14 protein-coding genes are annotated in these 18005 nt (G+C 63.5%); 8 read left to right on the top strand and 6 right to left on the bottom strand.

Annotated elements, in window-relative coordinates:
- Positions 1-109: 109 nt before the first annotated feature.
- Positions 110-529 carry a nuclear transport factor 2 family protein gene (locus ACNJX8_RS25040; protein WP_439357118.1) on the top strand — a complete coding sequence of 140 codons (420 nt, stop codon included), beginning with the start codon at positions 110-112 and terminating at the stop codon, positions 527-529.
- A 176-nt stretch (positions 530-705) separates the two neighbouring features.
- Positions 706-1614, top strand: a complete 909-nt coding sequence (locus ACNJX8_RS25035) for an amino acid ABC transporter substrate-binding protein (RefSeq protein WP_439357117.1) — start codon at positions 706-708, stop codon at positions 1612-1614.
- Positions 1615-2400: 786 nt separating this feature from the next.
- Here the strand turns inward: ACNJX8_RS25035 and ACNJX8_RS25030 are convergent.
- From ACNJX8_RS25030 to ACNJX8_RS25020, 3 genes are all read right to left on the bottom strand, one after another.
- Positions 2401-3612 carry an acyl-CoA dehydrogenase family protein gene (locus ACNJX8_RS25030; protein WP_128938586.1) on the bottom strand — a complete coding sequence of 404 codons (1212 nt, stop codon included), beginning with the start codon at positions 3610-3612 and terminating at the stop codon, positions 2401-2403.
- Between the two features lie 34 nt (positions 3613-3646).
- Positions 3647-4765 carry a glycoside hydrolase family 172 protein gene (locus ACNJX8_RS25025; protein WP_439357116.1) on the bottom strand — a complete coding sequence of 373 codons (1119 nt, stop codon included), beginning with the start codon at positions 4763-4765 and terminating at the stop codon, positions 3647-3649.
- Positions 4766-4868: 103 nt separating this feature from the next.
- A complete protein-coding gene (locus tag ACNJX8_RS25020) occupies positions 4869-6494 on the bottom strand; it encodes a long-chain fatty acid--CoA ligase (protein ID WP_439357115.1) in 1626 nt (541 codons plus the stop codon).
- Between the two features lie 176 nt (positions 6495-6670).
- Between ACNJX8_RS25020 and ACNJX8_RS25015 the strand changes: the two genes are divergently transcribed.
- The 5 genes from ACNJX8_RS25015 (at position 6671) to ACNJX8_RS24995 (ending at position 10696) form a co-directional block, all read left to right on the top strand.
- Positions 6671-8524, top strand: coding sequence for a flavin-containing monooxygenase (locus tag ACNJX8_RS25015; protein WP_439357114.1), 1854 nt, complete (start codon positions 6671-6673; stop codon positions 8522-8524).
- Between the two features lie 38 nt (positions 8525-8562).
- Entirely contained in the window at positions 8563-9381 is an 819-nt protein-coding gene (locus ACNJX8_RS25010) for a lytic murein transglycosylase (protein ID WP_128934425.1), read from the top strand.
- A 110-nt stretch (positions 9382-9491) separates the two neighbouring features.
- Complete coding sequence (locus tag ACNJX8_RS25005; protein ID WP_091888574.1) at positions 9492-9713, top strand: hypothetical protein; 222 nt, start codon at positions 9492-9494, stop codon at positions 9711-9713.
- A gap of 12 nt (positions 9714-9725) precedes the next feature.
- Positions 9726-10148 carry a hypothetical protein gene (locus ACNJX8_RS25000; protein ID WP_128934424.1) on the top strand — a complete coding sequence of 141 codons (423 nt, stop codon included), beginning with the start codon at positions 9726-9728 and terminating at the stop codon, positions 10146-10148.
- A gap of 194 nt (positions 10149-10342) precedes the next feature.
- Positions 10343-10696, top strand: coding sequence for a hypothetical protein (locus ACNJX8_RS24995; RefSeq protein ID WP_439357113.1), 354 nt, complete (start codon positions 10343-10345; stop codon positions 10694-10696).
- Here the strand turns inward: ACNJX8_RS24995 and ACNJX8_RS24990 are convergent.
- Positions 10693-13881 carry an efflux RND transporter permease subunit gene (locus ACNJX8_RS24990; protein ID WP_439357112.1) on the bottom strand — a complete coding sequence of 1063 codons (3189 nt, stop codon included), beginning with the start codon at positions 13879-13881 and terminating at the stop codon, positions 10693-10695. The genes ACNJX8_RS24995 and ACNJX8_RS24990 overlap by 4 nt on opposite strands.
- 177 nt (positions 13882-14058) lie before the next feature.
- On the bottom strand, positions 14059-15300 hold the full coding sequence (locus ACNJX8_RS24985; protein ID WP_439357111.1) for an efflux RND transporter periplasmic adaptor subunit: 1242 nt from the start codon (positions 15298-15300) through the stop codon (positions 14059-14061).
- Positions 15301-15501: 201 nt separating this feature from the next.
- Between ACNJX8_RS24985 and ACNJX8_RS24980 the strand changes: the two genes are divergently transcribed.
- Positions 15502-16107 (top strand): TetR/AcrR family transcriptional regulator, encoded by a 606-nt coding sequence (locus ACNJX8_RS24980; protein ID WP_128938593.1) that lies wholly within the window; start codon positions 15502-15504, stop codon positions 16105-16107.
- 8 nt (positions 16108-16115) lie between these two features.
- On the opposite strand, the gene ACNJX8_RS24975 is transcribed toward ACNJX8_RS24980, so the two are convergent.
- Positions 16116-17624 (bottom strand): amidase, encoded by a 1509-nt coding sequence (locus ACNJX8_RS24975; RefSeq protein ID WP_439357110.1) that lies wholly within the window; start codon positions 17622-17624, stop codon positions 16116-16118.
- Positions 17625-18005: the final 381 nt, after the last annotated feature.

Genomic DNA, 18005 nt, shown 5'->3' with positions numbered 1-18005 from the left:
CGCGACACAGGCCTCGGAGGGCCCCAGAGCAGCAGGGCAGATGTTCAAAATATATGCATGCATTCCGAGAGGTCGGCGATAGTATCCGCCAAAGTAAGGAGAACGCGCCATGTCCGTAGCCGCCGAAGCCGAGACCGGATCGTTGTCGGACGCCGAGATCGTGAAGGCCTATCTCACGGCATCGATGATTCCTGATCCCGATGCCGCGGCAGCCTATGTCGCGCCGGGCACGATCATCACGTTCACGGGTGGCCGCGAGTTCGACCATCCCCGGGGGCCTACCGCGTTCAATGCCAAACGCTACCGCTGGGTCAAGAAGAAGATGGACCGGTTCGACGTCTGTCCGGGTCATGGCGAGACCATCGTGTACAGCGTCGGAACGCTGTATGGCGAATGGAAGGATGGGACCGCCTTCGAAGGCAACCGCTACGTCGACCGCTTCGTGGTGCGGAACGGCAAGATCACTAAGATGGATGTCTGGAACGACAGTGCCGAGCGCATCCTGCTCCAGCGCGGCATCGACGCGTAAGCCCTTCTCGGGGCCGAGGCGAATCCCGCTTTACGCGGAGACGAACTGCCGCGCATCGTATCGAAAGCCGCGATAGCTGATAGTCGCAAGCCCGTCTGGCGGCTGGCGTGTGCCTGCGCTATCAACGCTCGTGATTGCGCCCGGCATGGAGGCGCAAGCGCCTTGAGGAGCACCCGATGCGTCTACCCACAATTATCCTGGCCCTGACATGTCTTGCGGGCGCAGCGTCAGCCGAAGACCTGTCGGGCACGCTCCAGAAGATCAAGGAGACGAAGAAGATCACGCTCGGCTATCAGGAGGCCTCGGTCCCGTTCAGCTATCTCGACGGCAACCAGAAGCCGGTCGGCTTTGCCATGGATATCTGTCTCAAGATCGTCGACGCCGTGAAGAAGCAGCTCGGCATGCCCGACATCGCCATCGACACGCTCGCGGTGACGTCGTCGAACCGGATTCCGCTGATGGTCAACGGCACGCTCGATCTGCATTGCTCGGCGACCACCAACAATGCCGATCGTCAGAAGCAGGTCGCCTTCACCAACACGCACTTCCTCAGCGCGACGCGATTCGCGGCGAAGAAGGCCACCAAAATCAACACCATTGACGATCTCAAGGGCAAGGCCGTCACGGCGGTGGCCGGCTCGGTCAACCTGACGCAGCTCGCCAAGGTCAACACCGAACGCAATCTCGGCATCAATGTGATGCCGGCCAAGGATCAGGCCGAGGCCTTCCTGTTGCTCGAGACCGACCGCGCGCAGGCCTATGCGCTCGACGATGTCCAGCTCGCGGTCGCGATCGCGCGATCGAAGGAGCCGCAGCTCTACATGATCAGCGAGGAAGCGTTCTCGAAGCCGGAGCCCTACGGGATCATGCTGCGGCGGGAGGATGCGCCGTTCAAGGCACTCGCCGATCGCGCGACCGCGGAGCTCTATGCAAGCCCCGAGATCGAGGTGCTCTACAAGAAATGGCTGCAATCGCCGACCCCGCCCAACGGCCTCAACTACAACGTCCCGATGTCGCCGGCCTTGCGCAACGCCTTCAAGAAGCCGAGCTCGAGCGCCGATCCTGATGTCTATGTGGTGAACTGAGGCGAGGGCGGCTTTCACCTCTCCCGTAAGGAGAGGTGAAGACAGTGCGCCGGGCTGAGGATCAGCGCGCCGCTCGCCAGCGAGCGCTGATATTCGCGACGTTCGACGACGATAGAGGTATTGGACTAACGCAGCGAGCAGATTGATCACGCTTGGCTTGGGGAAAACCGGCAACAAGCGTTTCAATGCCAAATCGTAGGGCTAATCCTGACTGGCGTATGTGAGTCGGGGAAGCTGTATGGGCGTTTGGTTTTTAGTCCTAGCAACCTGCGTCGTCGGCACGTTGCTCCTTTTGGCATTCTGCCGATAGGGCCGACAGCGGATGCACTTGTTGCTGCGAAGCATCAGCGAGCCGCTGAATAGCGGTTCCAGGCCGATGGCTTTTGACTGTGCATGGATGAGCGCGTTCACTTCCGGGATTGGAGGCGGACGTGAGTTGGTTGGTTGCGTTTCTCATTGCCGCGAGCGCAGTCGTTCTGATCGCTCATGCGATTGATGCGATGCGTTCCTGATACTCGCTGCGGTTCGGGTCGCTAGCTATTGCAAACGACGACAATGTTCCGAGGCGGGCGAATTTCAATTTGAGGAACTTGACCTGTAGGTCAAGGTTGTCACAGCAGGAGGAATACGATCATGCTTGCATTCTATCTGCCGATCATAATCTTCGGAGCGATACTCGACGGAATTTCGAAGCCGCGTGCGTCTGCATCGATCCAGGAGCCGCCAAGCGTCGATTAGACTGCGATCCTCAATGCGTATTCTCCAGCACCATGAGCCAACGCCTCCTTAGGCATTCGAGTATTTCTTCAGCTCGAATCGCGCAATCTGGTTCCTGTGCACCTCGTCCGGCCCGTCCGCGAGCCGCAGCAACCGTGCGGTGGCGTAGGCTTGCGTCAGCCCGAAATCGTTCGAGGTGCCGCCGCCGCCATGGGCCTGAATGGCCCAGTCGATGATCTGGCAGGCCATGTTCGGCACGGCGACCTTGATCATCGCGATCTCGGCCTTCGCCACCTTGTTGCCGACCGTGTCCATCGCGTAAGCCGCGTTCAGTGTCAGCAGTCGGGCCTGCTCGATCATGATGCGGGCTTCCGCGATGCGTTCCTGCGTCACGGTCTGCTCCGAGACCGGCTTGCCGAAGGCGACGCGACTGCGCACGCGGCGGCACATCTTTTCCAGCGTGCGTTCGGACAGCCCAATCAAGCGCATGCAGTGGTGGATGCGGCCGGGGCCGAGACGGCCCTGCGCGATCTCGAAGCCGCGGCCTTCGCCGAGCAGCATGTTTTCCTTCGGAACCCGCACATTGGTGAAGACCACCTCGGAGGCGCGGTCGGGCACGCCGTAGAAGCCGAACACGGGGAGGGGACGCTTCACCTCGATGCCCGGTGTGTCCATCGGCACCAGGATCATGGATTGCTGCTTGTGCCGGTCCGGATTGTCAGGATCGGTCTTGCCCATGAAGATGCAGATCTTGCAGCGCGGGTCGGTCGCGTTGGTCGTGTACCATTTGCGTCCGTTGATGACGTAATGGTCGCCGTCGCGCACGATCGAGCTTTCGATGTTGGTCGCATCGGATGATGCGACCGCCGGCTCGGTCATGGCGAAGCAGGAGCGGATTTCGCCCGCGAGTAGCGGCTTCAGCCAGCGCTCCTTGTCCTTCTCGGTGCCGTAGCGTTCCAGCACCTCCATGTTGCCGGTGTCGGGCGCCGAACAGTTGAATACTTCGGGCGCCAGATGCGAGCGGCCCATCACTTCGCAGAGCGGGGCATATTCGAGATTGGTGAGACCCGCACCGCGGTTCGACTCCGGCAGGAACAGATTCCAAAGCCCCTCGGCCCGTGCCAGCGGCTTCAGCTCCTCGACGACGGGATAGACCTTCCATGGTCCGAGCTCTTCGGCCTCGCGATAGAAGCGGTCCTCGTTCGGATAGATGTGCCGGTCCATGAAGCTCTCGAGCTTGCGCTTGAGCTCGACGACTTTTGGCGACATCGGGTAGAGCATCTTTCATCTCCTTGATCGGTGGACGTCGGCTGGATCAGCCGATTTCGAGATAATCGGGCCCCGGAAGCTTCGGGAAGGGCGCGGTCGGTAGCGTCTGGTACCAGAACGCGACCGAGGCGATGTCGTCCTGCAACGGCAGGTATTTTGCCTCCTTGACGCCGGGCAGCCAGCCCAGTGCCTGGATGGTCACGCGCAGATCGGAGCGGAAGCGCACGGGATCGGGGATGTGCCAGCGATATAGGCCGAAGCGCTGTTGCGACTTGTAGACGCCGTCGGGGCGGATCACCTGCGGCAGGCCGGCATAGGGCGTGGTGAACTCCTGGTAGCGCGATTGCTGCGCCGGGCCCTGGCCGGAATGGGCGACATAGGGATCGAAATTGTAGGCGCCGCAAAAATAGTCCTCGGTGCCGGTTCCGCAGATGGTCGGGAATGCGCCGTCGCCGTCGATGTAGAACTTGATCTCGCCTTCGCCCCACCAGCCATTGTTGTTGACGCCCCAGGCCATGTAGGTACCGACGTAATGGCCGGCGCCGCTGACGCCATCGAGAATGGTGTAGACCTCCTTGTAGGGCAGCGGATTGGTGCGGCGGAATTGCGCATGGAAATAGGCGCAATCTTCGGGCACGTCGGTCAGGGTGTAGTTGATCTGGTAGTAGACCGTGAGCTGCTCCTCGCTGCGGTTCTCCAGCGTGAAGCGCGCGCGCTTGCGGAACGGCATCTCCCAATAACAATTGAAGGCGCGGCCGGGATTGACGCAGACCGCGAGCGAGGACACCTGCGCATATTCTTCCCAACCGCAGGCGAAGAAATCGCCGGCCGGGCATTCGACGCTCGGCTGCGTTTGGTCATCCCAATAGACGCGCAGGATCGAATGGCGCAGGCGCCCGCGCGCCAGCGTCATCCAGATCTGCTGGATCGCGCCCTGGCCCTCGATGTCGGCCAGCGTGAAGGTCGCGCCGGGCTCGATGACGACATAGGGCGAGACCTTCCAACCCTGTCCGAGATCGCGGGCCTGACGGGCCGCGGGGCCGTCGACGGACATGCCGCCCTTGCCCTTCTCGCCGGTAAAGTTCTCGGGGCTGATCGAGCGCGTCTGCGCATGCGACAGAAGCGAGAGATTGCCGAGATGCAGGCCCAATCCGGAAAACGCCATGGGATCCTCGATGAGGGGTTAGCGACATCCCGCTATATCGCCCGCGCATTGACCAAAAGGTGAAGACCGCACGGAATGAACCCAGGCGTGATCGGCCATCGGTTCAAGCGACGCGGTATTCCCTGAACTTCTCGCGCAGCGCCGATTTGAGCACCTTGCCGGTCCCGGTCATCGGGAATTCGTCCAGGAATTCGACGGCGTCCGGCAGCCACCAGCTCGCAATCTTCGGGCGCATGTGGTCGAGCAGAGCCTTGCCGTCGACGGTCGCTCCCTTCTTGCGGACGACGAGGAGCAGGGGGCGCTCCTGCCATTTGTCGTGCGATATTGCGACCACGGCGGCCTGAAGCACATCGGGATGAGACAAGGCGACGTCCTCGAGCTGGATCGAGGAGATCCATTCGCCGCCGGACTTGATCACGTCCTTGGAACGATCGGTCAGCGTGACGTGGCCTTGGCTGTCGATCACGGCCATGTCGCCGGTGATCAGCCAGCCGTCGCGGTCGAGGCCTTCCTCCAGCTTCATGTAGCCGGACGCGACCCACGGGCCGCGAGCACGCAGATGGCCGACGGTCTTGCCGTCACGCGGCAATTCATTGCCGGCATCATCGACGATGCGCAAGGCGGTGCCAAAGCAGGCGCGGCCGGACACCTGGCGCCGGTCGAACTTCTCCTTGTCGCTGAGGTGCTCCGAGCCCGGCCGCAGGCCCGGCATCGAGCAGCCCAAGGCCTCGGTCATGCCCCAGGCCTGGATGTAGTCGATATTGTAGTCGCGCTTGAGCTTCTCGACCATCGCGCGCGGCGGGGCCGAGCCTGACGACAGCGTTGCGCGCAGCGTCGAGAACTTGTTGCCGGTGCGCCCGAGCCAGTCGAGCAGGATCAGCCAGAAGCTCGGCACGCCCGCCGACAGCGTCACCTTCTCGCCTTCGAGCAACTCATAGAGCTTATCCGGCTCATAGTTGCGGCCGGGCAGCACCAGCTTGGAGCCGGTATAGGGCGCAGTGAACGGCATGTTCCAGCCGTTGCCGTGAAACAGCGGCGCCATCGGCATCATCACCTCGCGCACGCCTTCGACATGACCCGGCAGGAAGTCGAAATTGCAGCAGGTCATGGTCTGCAAGATCGCGGCGCGGTGCGAATAGATCACGCCCTTGGGATTGCCCGTCGTGCCGGACGTGTAGCAGATGGTGGAGGCGGACTTTTCGTCGAACTCAGGCCAGGCAAAACCGGCCTCGTTCTCCTTGTCCAGAAGCTCCTCGTAGCAATGGACGTTCGCCAGCTTCGTCTCCGGCATTCGCTCGCGCGAGGACATCACGACGTAGGCCTCGATCGTCGATAGTTGCGGCGCGATCGCCTCGACGATCGGCAGCGTGGCCCGGTCGATGAACAGCAAGCGGTCTTCGGCATGATTGATGATGTAGACGAGCTGCTCGGGAAACAGCCGCGGGTTGACGGTGTGCAGCACATAGCCCATGCCGGGCGCGGCATAGAACATCTCGAAATGGCGGTGGGTATTCCAGGCCAGCGTGCCGACGCGATCGCCGGATCTCATGCCGAGCCGCTTCAAGGCGAGCGCCATGCGCTTGATGCGCGGATGGGCGTCAGCATAGGTGTAGCGATGGATATCGCCCTCGATCTCGCGCGCGACGATCTCGGCCTCGCCGTGGTAGTCGGCGGCATACTGGATCAGGCCGCTGATCAGGAGCGGCATGTCCATCATCAATCCCTGCATGGTCTCCTCCAGACGCCACGTCGTTGCATGGCGTACGCTTGTGATTGCGCGCGAGGTTAACGGAACGTCACGCGACGTTCACGCAAAAAAGAAGCCGCGTGATTGCATGCCGGACTTTTTCAGGGCTAACTTCATGCGAACGGCCGGCGCAGCGGTGTCTGCCGTGGAGGAGACGAATGTCAGCGGAAAAACACAAGACCAGTGCTGCCGGCGAATCTACGGTCGATATCTCCGCCCTTCGTGCGCGCTATCGCGACGAGCGCGACCGCCGTTTGCGCAGCGAAGGCAAGGCACAGTATGTCGAGGTATCAGGCGATTTCGCTCGCTATCTCGACGATCCCTGGGCTGATCCCGGCTTCACACGCGCAGCTGTCAGTGAAGAGACCGAAGTGCTCATCGTCGGTGGCGGCTTCGGCGGCCTCTTATGCGGTGCGCGCCTGCGCGCGGCCGGCATCGACGATTTCCGGATCGTGGAAAAGGCCGCCGATTTCGGCGGCACCTGGTACTGGAATCGTTACCCTGGAGCTGCCTGCGACACCGAGAGCTACATCTACCTGCCGCTGTTGGAAGAGACCGGCTACATGCCGGTGCGCAAATACGCGCGGGCTCCGGAGATCTACGAGCACTCCCGCCGCATCGGCCGTCATTTCGATCTCTACGCGCGTGCGCTGTTTCAAACCATCATCTCGCGGATGGAGTGGCAGGAGCAGGAGGCGCGCTGGCTGGTCGAGACCGATCGCGGCGATCGCATTCGCGCGCGCTTCGTCATTCTCGCCGGCGGACCGCTGAGCCGGCCGAAGCTGCCGGGCATTCCCGGCATCGAGACGTTCAAAGGCCACAGCTTTCACACCAGCCGCTGGGACTATGACTACACCGGCGGCACTGCTGAGGGCGGTCTCACCGGTCTTGCCGACAAGCGCGTCGGCATCATCGGCACCGGTGCGACCGCCGTGCAATGCGTGCCGCATCTCGGCCGTTCGGCAAAGGCGCTTTACGTCTTCCAGCGCACACCGTCCGCGATCGGCGTGCGCGACGACCGACCGACGGATCAAGCCTGGGCGCAAAGCCTCAGGCCGGGCTGGCAGCGCGAGCGCATGGACAATTTCACCGCCGTGATCTCGGGCGAGCCGTTCGAACGGGATCTGGTGCAGGACGGCTGGACCGGTCTGCTCGGCGAGATCCTGCTGGCGCCGCGTCGCCAGCCGCAGCCGGTGACCTCGCTGGAAGAGGCGCTCAGGGTGATCGAGCAGGCCGACTACCGCAAGATGGAGGAGATCCGCGCCCGCGTCGATGCGATCGTTAAGGACGAGGCGGCCGCGGCGGCGCTCAAACCCTGGTACAAGGCGTTCTGCAAGCGGCCGTGCTTCCACGACGAATATCTCGACACGTTCAATCGTCCCAACGTGCATCTCGTCGACAGCAAAGGGCAGGGCGTCGAGCGCATGACCGAGAATGCGGTCGTGGTCGACGGCAAGGCCTATGAGCTCGATTGCCTGATCTATGCCAGCGGCTTCGAGGTCGGCACCGATTACGCCCGCCGCATGGGCTTTGAGGTCTATGGCCGCGACGGCACCAGCCTGTCCGAGCGCTGGCGCGACGGCGTCAAGACGCTGCACGGCTTCTACAGCCGCGGTTTCCCGAACTGCTTCCTGATCGTCACGGTGCAGGCCGGCCAGAGCGCCAACTTCCCGCACATCATCGACGAGCAGTCGCAGCACATTGCCTATGTCATCGCAGAAGCGCGCAAGCGCAAAGCGCGGACCCTGGAGCCGACGCTCACGGCCGAGAGGGCCTGGGTCGACGAGGTCGTCAAGGCCGCGCTCGGCCGCCAGACCTATCTCGCCGAATGCACGCCCGGCTATTACAACAATGAAGGCGTGCTCGATCCGATCGCGGCAAGAAACAGCCAATATTGGCGCGGGCCGGTGGCGTTCCTGCGGCTGCTCGACACGTGGCGGAAGGAGGGCAACCTGGAAGGCCTCGAATTGTCCTATGATCGCGCCATGGAGTCGGCGCTTTCGAGCGGGTAAGATCGCGCCCGGATCGGTCAGGACGGGAGACAGTGGGTATGATCAGGGGCAGGGCTGTTGCGGGGGCGGTTTTTGGCGCGATGGCGCTGCTTGGTTGCCTGGCCCCCGCCGCCGAGGCCGCGCAATGCGGCAGCTCGCCCGCCGGCTTCGAGGCCTGGAAGCGCGAATTCGGTGCGGAGGCGCAGGGCAAGGGCATCGGCCCGACCGCGCTGTCGGCCCTGATGCAGGCCAATTATGCCAGCGCAACCATCGCAGCCGATCGCGGCCAGCGCAGCTTTTCGCTGACACTCGACCAGTTCCTTGCCAAGCGCGGCGCCACCACCATCGTCGCCAAGGGACGGCAGCTCAAGCAGTCGCAGGCCGCCTTGTTCGCCTCGATCCAGCAGCGCTACGGGGTCCCGCCGGGGCCGCTGATCGCGATCTGGGGCATGGAGACCGGCTTCGGCAGCCAGCGCGGCAACCAAAACATGCTGTCGTCGATCGCGACCCTTGCCTATGACTGCCGTCGTCCCGAATTCTTCACCGACCAGCTCTATGCCGCCTTGAAGCTGATCGACCGCGGCACGCTGTCGGGATCGACCCGCGGCTCCATGCATGGCGAGGTCGGCCAGACCCAGTTCATGCCCAAGAACATCCTGGCCTATGGCACCGGCAATCTCGATGTGGCTGCCAACGCGCTGAATTCGACGGCGAATTTCCTTAAAGCCCATGGTTGGCGCGCAGGAGCCGGTTACCAGCCGGGCGAGCCGAATTTCGCCGCTATCGAGGCTTGGAATGCGGCCGGGGTCTATCAGAAGGCGATTGCGCTGATGGGTCGGCAGATCGACGAAGGAGGTGGGGCAGCGGCCTCGCGCTAAGTCGTTCAGCAAGGCGTGATGCGCCGGCGCGAGAAAGTTGTTGCCATCGGGAACTGACGGCACGACGTTTGCTTTGATCAGGTTCAGGGGTGGGCATGAGGAGACTCAACATGGCAACCCAGATTGTGATGGACCAGACCGGCGATACACGCCACGAGTTTGATCCTGGCAATGCCGAAGCGCTGGCGCGAGCCGAACGGCGCTTTCGGGAGCTGACCGGAGCCGGCTTCACCGCTGCGCTGCGAACCGGACCCGGCGAGGTCACCCGTATCAGATCGTTCGATCCGACCGCGGAGGAAACGCTGTTCTATCCGCGCCTGGTCGGCGGTTGATCTGAGCTGATCATGATCGCGGCAGTTTGGCTCCGCGGCCCGGCGCGTGCGCGTCTGCACGCGCTGCGCGAACTCTATCGGCGCTTCTTCGGCGAGAACACGCCGGATGCCCGTGGCCGCCGGCTGCTCGCCGAATGGCTCGCGCCCGCTCAACGCGCGCAATTCGAACAGCACCGGTATTTCGACGTCGTCGGCTGCGACACCGGCAAGACTTATCGCATTCACTACGGTACCGCAGCCAACGTCCACGAAGTCGACGATGAAGGCCGAGCGACGATGGGATGGTGCTTCGTTCCGTCAGGCTTCCTCGTGCCCGGCGACGTGATGCTGGCGCAGAAGATTGCGCTCGAGACCGACGAAAGGGGCGCGCTTGCGCTCGCCAATCGGTTTCCTGCTGCAACGCATTCCGAGCACTTTTACCGGCGGCCATTCTAGCGCCGGGAGGATGGATTCGTGCCGGCTACGAGGCTCCACCTCTCCTTCGGAGAGGTGGAGCGAGCTCGGCAACGATGTCTGTCAGAAGTGTGTGGTGCGGTAGGCATCCAGCGCATGCGCCGCGAAGACGCCGATGCTGCAAAGGGCGAGCAGTGCAGAGATCAATTCGATCATAGCGCGTCCTCCCGCAGCGGGTGGGCGACGAGAGTCTGGCAGCAGGCGTAATCCAGGATGATGTCGAGGAAGAATTGCATGGTGGCCGTCCCTGTATTTATTTTGACAACCACTTAACCGGCCATCTGTTTCAGGCGTGTTTCGTCGCATCGGGAAAGGGGTTTCGCCGGGAACCCCGTGGCCTGTTTTGTGCGCCGTGGACCCGCTACATCTGGTCCTTCTCCATTCCCTTTCGCCGTACGCCTCCGGCGGGCGTGGCATCATGTTGCGAAGCAAAAATCATGGCGCGGGTCGCCGGGTCCGCGCTCGGCGCGAGCGCCTTTCATCGCGTCGAGACCGTGTTGTTGCTGCTCTCGGGGATTTCCCTGATCTAGTGACCCACAGTCTGGACCGGCGCCGCGCTGGTGTCGCTGCCGTGATGCGTCAGCGGCTTCATGCCGGTGACGGTCCGCAGCAGCACATAGAACACTGGCGTCAGGAACAGGCCGAACACGGTGACGCCGATCATGCCGGAGAACACGGCAACACCCATGGCGCGCCGCATCTCCGAGCCCGCGCCGGTCGAGAGCACCAGCGGCAGCACGCCCATGATGAACGCCATCGATGTCATCAGGATCGGACGCAGCCGTAGCCGGCTGGCCTCGATCGCGGCGCGGATCGGCGTACGCCCGGCGAATTCGAGCTCGCGCGCGAATTCGACGATCAGGATCGCGTTCTTGGCGGAGAGTCCGACGAGCACGATCAAGCCGATCTGGGTGAAGACATTGTTATCGCCCTTGGAGATCCAGACGCCGAACATCGCTGCCAAGAGGCCCATCGGCACGATCATGATGATCGAGAGCGGCAAGGTCAGGCTCTCATAGAGGGCGGCCAGCACCAGGAACACCAGCAGGATCGCCAGCGGGAACACCCAGATGCCGGAATTGCCGGCGATGAACTCCTGATAGATCAGGTCGGTCCATTCGAAGGCAAAGCCCGGCGGCAGCACTTCCGCTGCGATCCGCGTCGCCGCTTCCTGCGCCTGGCCCGATGAAAAACCGGGCGCAGCCGCCGCGTTGATGTCGGAGGACAGGAAGCCGTTGTAGCGGATCGCGCGCTCCGGCCCCGCGCTCTGGCGGATCTTGAGCAGCGCCGACAATGGCACCATGTCGCCCGAGGACGAGCGCACCTTCAGCTGCCTGATGTCGTCGGCGCGAGCGCGGAACGGTGCGTCGGCCTGCACGCGGACGGAATAGGTGCGGCCGAACTTGTTGAAGTCGTTGACGTAGTAGGAGCCGAGGTAAATCTGGAGCGTGTTAAACACCTCCGTCACGGGCACGCCCAATTGGAGCGCCTTGGTGCGGTCGATATCGGCGAACAGCTGGGGCACGTTGACCTGGAAGCTCGAGAACACGCCGGCGATCTCCGGTGCCTTCTGCATCGCCGCCATGAATGCCTTGGTCGCTTCGTTCAGCGCCTCATAGCCGAGACCGGCACGGTCCTCGATCTGCAGCTTGAAGCCGCCGATGGTGCCGAGGCCGTTGACCGGCGGCGGCGGGAACATGGCGATGAAGGCTTCCTGGATCCCGGCATATTTCTTGTTCAACTCGGCCGCGATCGCGGGCCCGCTGAGCGAGGGATCCTTGCGCTCGTCGAACGGCTTGAGTGTCGAGAACACGATGCCGGCGTTGGACGAGTTGGTGAAGCCGGAGATCGACAGGCCGGGGAAGGCGACCGAGCTCTCGACACCGGGCTGGGTCAGCGCGATGTCGCTCATCTTGCGGATCACCTCTTCGGTGCGATCGAGCGTCGCGCCATCGGGCAGGCGCGCGAAGCCGACCAGATATTGCTTGTCCTGGCCCGGCACGAAGCCGCTCGGCACCTGCTGGAACAAGAGGGCGGTGAGGCCGACCAGCACTGCGTAGAGGCCCATCACCGCGGCCTTGCCCGAGATCACCCTGGTGACGCTGCCGCTGTAGTTCTCCGAGGAGCGTGTGAAGGCCTTGTTGAAGCCGCGGAAGAACCAGCCAAGGCTCTTTTCCATGATGAGCGTCAGCCGGTCCTTCGGCTCGTTGTGGCCCTTGAGCAGCAGCGCCGACAGCGCCGGGGACAGCGTCAGGGAGTTGACGGCCGAGATCACAGTCGAGATCGCGATCGTCAGTGCGAACTGCTTGTAGAACTGCCCGGTGAGGCCGGAGATGAAGGCGAGCGGCACGAACACCGCGATCAGCACCATCGCGATCGCGATGATCGGCCCCGAGACCTCACGCATCGCCTGATAAGTGGCATCGCGCGGCGACAGCCCGGCCTCGATGTTGCGCTCGACGTTCTCGACCACGACGATGGCGTCGTCGACGACGATGCCGATCGCGAGCACGAGACCGAACAGGCTGAGCGCGTTGATGGAGAAGCCGAACACGTGCATCACGGCGAAGGTGCCGACGATCGACACCGGAACGGCCAGCAGCGGAATGATCGAGGCGCGCCAGGTCTGGAGGAACAGGATCACGACCAGCACCACCAGCGCGATGGCTTCCAGCAGCGTATGGATCACAGCCTCGATCGAGGAGCGCACGAACTGGGTGGGATCGTAGACGATCTGGTAGGACACGCCCTCCGGCATGTTCTTCTTGATCTCGGCCATGGTGGCGCGGACGTTGTCGGAAATCTGCAGCGCGTTGGAGCCCGGCGCCTGGAAGATCGGGATTGCCACCGCCTGCTTGTTGTCGAGCAGCGAGCGCAGGCCGTATTCGGACGCGCCAAGCTCGATGCGCGCGACGTCGCGCAAGCGCACCACTTCACCGTGCGCGCCGGTCTTGACCACGATGTCGCCGAACTGCTCCTCGTTCGCGAGCCGCCCTTCGGCATTGACGGACAGTTGCAGGTCGATACCCCTGACGTTCGGGGAGGAGCCGACCACGCCGGCGGCGGCCTCGACGTTCTGCGCCTGGATCGCTTTGACGATATCGCTCGCGGTCAGGCCGTGCTCGGCGGCCTTCTGCGGATCGACCCAGACCCGCATCGAATAGTCGCCCGCACCATAAAGCTGCACGTCGCCGACGCCGTCGATCCGCGCCAGCCGGTCCTTGACGTTGAGCACCGCGTAGTTGCGCAGATACGTCATGTCGTAGCGGCCGTTCGGCGACAAGAGGTGCACGACCATGGTGAGGTCGGGCGACGATTTCTTGGTGATGATGCCGAGCTGGCGCACCACGGCGGGCAGGCGCGGCTCGGCCTGCTGCACGCGGTTCTGCACCAGCTGCGTCGCCTTGTCGGGGTCGGTGCCGAGGCGGAACGTCACCGTCAGCGTCATCGCGCCGTCGGTGGTTGCCTGGCTCGACATGTAGAGCATGTTCTCGACGCCGTTGATCTGCTCCTCGATCGGCGTCGCCACCGTCTCCGCGATCACCTTGGGATTGGCGCCGGGATAGGTCGCGCGCACCACGACGGACGGCGGCACGACATCGGGATATTCCGAGATCGGCATCGCGAACAGCGAGATCAGGCCGGCAAGGAAGATCAGGATAGAGAGAACGCCGGCGAAAATCGGACGATCGATGAAGAATTTTGACAGATTCATGGCTTTGCCCCTGCGCGAGAGACAACTCTCCCGTTGTCCGGGACGCAGGTGTCGCCCATGAACCCGGAATCGAGATGCGATGTCTTGGTCGTTATGACTTCGTCATTCCGGGCGCGCGGCTCCGCCTTCGCTCTTCGAGCTTCGGCTCGACAAGCCGCGCGAACCGGAACGACGTAACTAGCGTTGCACCACGTCCTGATTGCTGTGGTTGGATGCCTGCTGCCCTCGCGCGCCCATCGTCGCCACCTCTGTCTTGAGGAGGGCGCCGGGACGCACGTGCTGCAAGCCATTGACCACGATGCGGTCGCCGGACTTCAGGCCCGCGGTGACGATGCGCAGCCCATCGACGGCACCGCCGAGCGTGACCGGCCGGTAGACGGCGCGGCTGTCGTCACCGACCGCCATCACGAACTTCTTGTCCTGGTCGGTGCCGATCGCGCGCTCGTCGATCATCACCAGCGTCTGCTGCTTCGGTTGCCCCATGCGCACGCGGGCGAACTGGCCGGGGATGAGACGCCCGTCCTCGTTGCGGAAGACCGCGCGAACGCGGATAGTGCCGCTCTGGCCGTTGACCTGATTGTCGATTAACTGGATGTGGCCCTTGGCCGAGAGGCCATCGGACGTCCCCATCTCCACCGGGATCTGGTCGAGCTTGCCGCGCTGACCGGAGCCATCTGCAATGGAATTCAGCGCGCGCAGCACGACCTCTTCGTCCGCATCGAACGAGGCGTAGATCGGATTGACGGAGACCAGCGAAGTCAGCACCGGGGATGCGGTGCCGGCGGCAACGAGATTGCCGACCGTGACCTCGATCTTGCCGACGCGGCCGTCCACGGGCGCGCGCACCTCGGTGTAGTCGAGATTGAGCTTTGCAGTCTGGAGCGTTGCCTCGGCTGCCTTTACGTTGGCGATCGCTTCACGATTGGCATTCTCGCGCTGGTCGAAATCGCGCCGCGTCACCACGGCGTTGCCGACCAGCTGAGCGCCGCGCTCGAGCTCGCTCTGGGTGAAGACGACGCGCGCTTTGGCGGCCTCGAGCTGGGCTGCGGCCTTGTCGACCTCGGCCGCGTAGGGCGCGGGATCAATCTTGAACAGCACGTCGCCGGCCTTCACCAGCGCGCCTTCGGTGAAATTGGTCGACAGGATCGCTCCTGCCACGCGCGGGCGCAGCTCGACGCGGTTGATCGCCTCGAGCCGGCCGGAGAAATCGTCCCACAGCACGGTCTGCCGTGGCTCGATCATCGCGACGGTGACGGAGACGGCTTGCTCGGCCGCGGCCGCCGTTGCGGTCGCCTGGGCCGTACGAAAATAGTGACCGGTCGCGATCGATCCGGCTACGGCGAGGGCGCCCACGATGGCGACGCCACCGAGAAGGCGACGAAAGCGGCCGGTACGGGCGGTATTTTGGGAGGGGGGCATTTGCGCGCTCCAGATATGTAGTGTTCACTACAGATGTGGAGCTGGATATCGCAGCGCAAGATACTTATGTACCGTTCGCTAAGAAAATTGTAGCTGCATACCGCAAGAATTGGAAGACAGCAGAGAAAATAAAGCTAGAACAAATAGATAGGATTTGGCGTTAAGCTTCCAGCAGAACGCGAATTCGGAGGAGAGAGGCAGATGGGCATGGGACGCCCCCGCGAATTCGACGCCGAAACGGCGTTGGACCAGGCGATGGAAGTGTTTTGGCGCCATGGCTATGAGGGCGCCACCATTGCTCAGCTCACAGAGGCCATGGGCATCAACCCACCCAGTCTCTATGCCTGCTTCGGCAACAAGGAAGGCCTGCTGAAGGCCGCGCTCGACCGCTACACCAAGCTGCGCGGCGTCTGGATGGACGAAGTGGTGGCAGCACCGACTGCCCGCGCCGTCGCCGAGCGGATGCTGATGGGTATCGCCGACAAGCAGACCGATCCGGCCAATCCGCCCGGCTGCCTGCTCGTGCAGGGCGGGATTGCCTGCGGCACCGGCTCCGAGAACGTCCCGTTCGAACTCGCCGCCCGCCGTGCCCAGAACGAGGACCAGCTCCGCGACCGCTTTGTTCGCGCCAAGGCCGAAGGCGATCTCAGGGAAGGCGCCGATCCCGCCGCACTCGCGCGCTATGTCTCGGCCGTCGCGGTCGGCATGGGCGTGATGGCGTCCTCAGGCGCGGATCGCGAGGCGCTGCGGCAGGTGGCGAACGTCGCGGTGCAGGCGGTCGAAGCGCAGTCGGCTGACAAAACGTAACGGCCTTGTTATTTCGCAAATTGCGTTGAAGACAGCGCCGGCGGCGGGACGAAGCCACCGAACTCGCGTTCGAGCAGTTCGGCGAGAGCAATCGTCGTGCGGTCCTCGAGATAAGGCCCGATGATCTGGACGCCGATCGGCAAGCCCGCAGGCGTGCGCTCGATCGGCATAGCGGTTGCCGGCAGTCCGCAGATCGAAGCGGGGTCTGCCCAGATGAAGCACGCGTCGGCGTAAGGATAGAGCTTCCCATCGATGTCCAGTTGCCGCGCGTCGAACGGCTCGGACTGATCATGTGGAAACGCCGGCACGGCGGCGGCCGGGTAGATCACTGCGTCGAACTCGCGGAAGAACTCGTGCCAGCGTTGCTGCAGCTGAAGCCGCGCCGCGTCCGCCGCCAGCCACTCGCGGTGGATCATGGCCCAGCCGCGCGCGCGCTCTGCCGCCAAGCTGCGGTCGTCGGGCGCCAATGCGGCGGCAAGGCCTTGCGCCTCTGCAAGGGCGGCCGGTGTCAGGCGTGGACTTCGCGCTGCGTTCAGCAGCTTCATGTAGAGCCGCGCGGACTGGGCGAGATCGGGTAGCGACGCACTTGAACGCGCGACTCGTGCGCCTGATCGTCCGATCCGCTCGGCCAATCGTCCAATGGCTGAACGCACGGCCTCGCCCGTCGGCATCAGCGGGTGGGTATCGATCACGAGGATCCTGAAATCCCTGAGCTGGTCATGTCGCGGAGCAGGCAGCGCAAGGCGATAGCCGATCCCGTCGCGCATTTCGTCGGGGCCGGCAATCACGCCGAGCGCCAACGCCAGATCCGCGGCAGTGCGCGTCATCGGCCCAATGACAGCCAGGTCCCCCTGGCTAGGGACGGGCGGTGCCGGCGGCAGGCTGTATCCGCGCAGCGGGACCAGACCGAGACTCGGCTTATGTCCGAATACACCACAGAAATGCGCGGGCACCCGGATCGAGCCGCCGATATCCGAGCCGATCGAGAGCGGACCGAATCCTGCGGCCAGTGCCGCGCCCGATCCGCCTGAGGAGCCGCCGGGCGACCGGCCGAGGTCCCACGGATTGTTCGTCGTCCCATGGATATCGTTGTAGCTCTGGAAATCCCGTAAGCCGATCGGGATGTTGGTCTTGCCGATGATGACGGCGCCCGCCGCCTTCAGTCGCGAAACGACCAGGGCGTCCTCCGCTGGCTGAAAATCCCTGAAATGCGGAAAGCCCCATGTCGTCGGCAGGCCTGCGACGTTGAACGGTTCTTTCATGGTCACGGGAATGCCGAGGAGCGGCCGCCGCTCGCCGCGGCCAAGTGCGGCGTCGGCGGCGCGTGCGGCGTTTCGCGCGCGCTCGAAATCGCGGACGATGACGGCATTGATCTGCCCGTCCAACGCCTCGATGCGCGCAATCGTATGCGCGAGCAACTCTGACGCAGAGATCTTGCGCGCGTGCAGGGCGCTCAGCAGTGTGCTGATCGAGCCGTAGTCCAAGTCAGCGGCATCTGCGGCCGGCGCTCGTTGCATCACGGTCTCCATTGTATCTCACGTCGCGTCGAGGCTTTTCCGGCCGCAAACTGGACTGGGGGATCGAACATGCAATCTCGGGAATGGGATGAGAAGGCGGCCGTTGTGGGAACCAGATCTGCCCGCCGGTCGGGGCGGAGGCGGTCGCGATCCGCGATGCCTTCTGAGCGGTTAACGGCGCCGGCTCGACTTGCGAATTCACAATCGGCGATCATGCAATTCTGCGCCTGTTTTGCTCGACGTGTCAAACGTTCCCCCCGCGCAGGGCTCGCGCCGCGTGGTGCGAAATTCTTCAATGATTTGTACTGTGCATGGGGCTGTTTTCGCGTTTTTTGTTTGAGCGCCTGGCTGGCAACAAAGATCGCAACGTCGGCCAATCAA

The sequence above is a fragment of the Bradyrhizobium sp. SPXBL-04 genome (assembly GCF_051853035.1).
Taxonomy (GTDB): Bacteria; Pseudomonadota; Alphaproteobacteria; order Rhizobiales; family Xanthobacteraceae; genus Bradyrhizobium; species Bradyrhizobium zhanjiangense.
The sequence above is the reverse complement of the archived record's forward strand: the minus strand, read 5'-3'. Positions and strand labels throughout refer to the sequence as shown.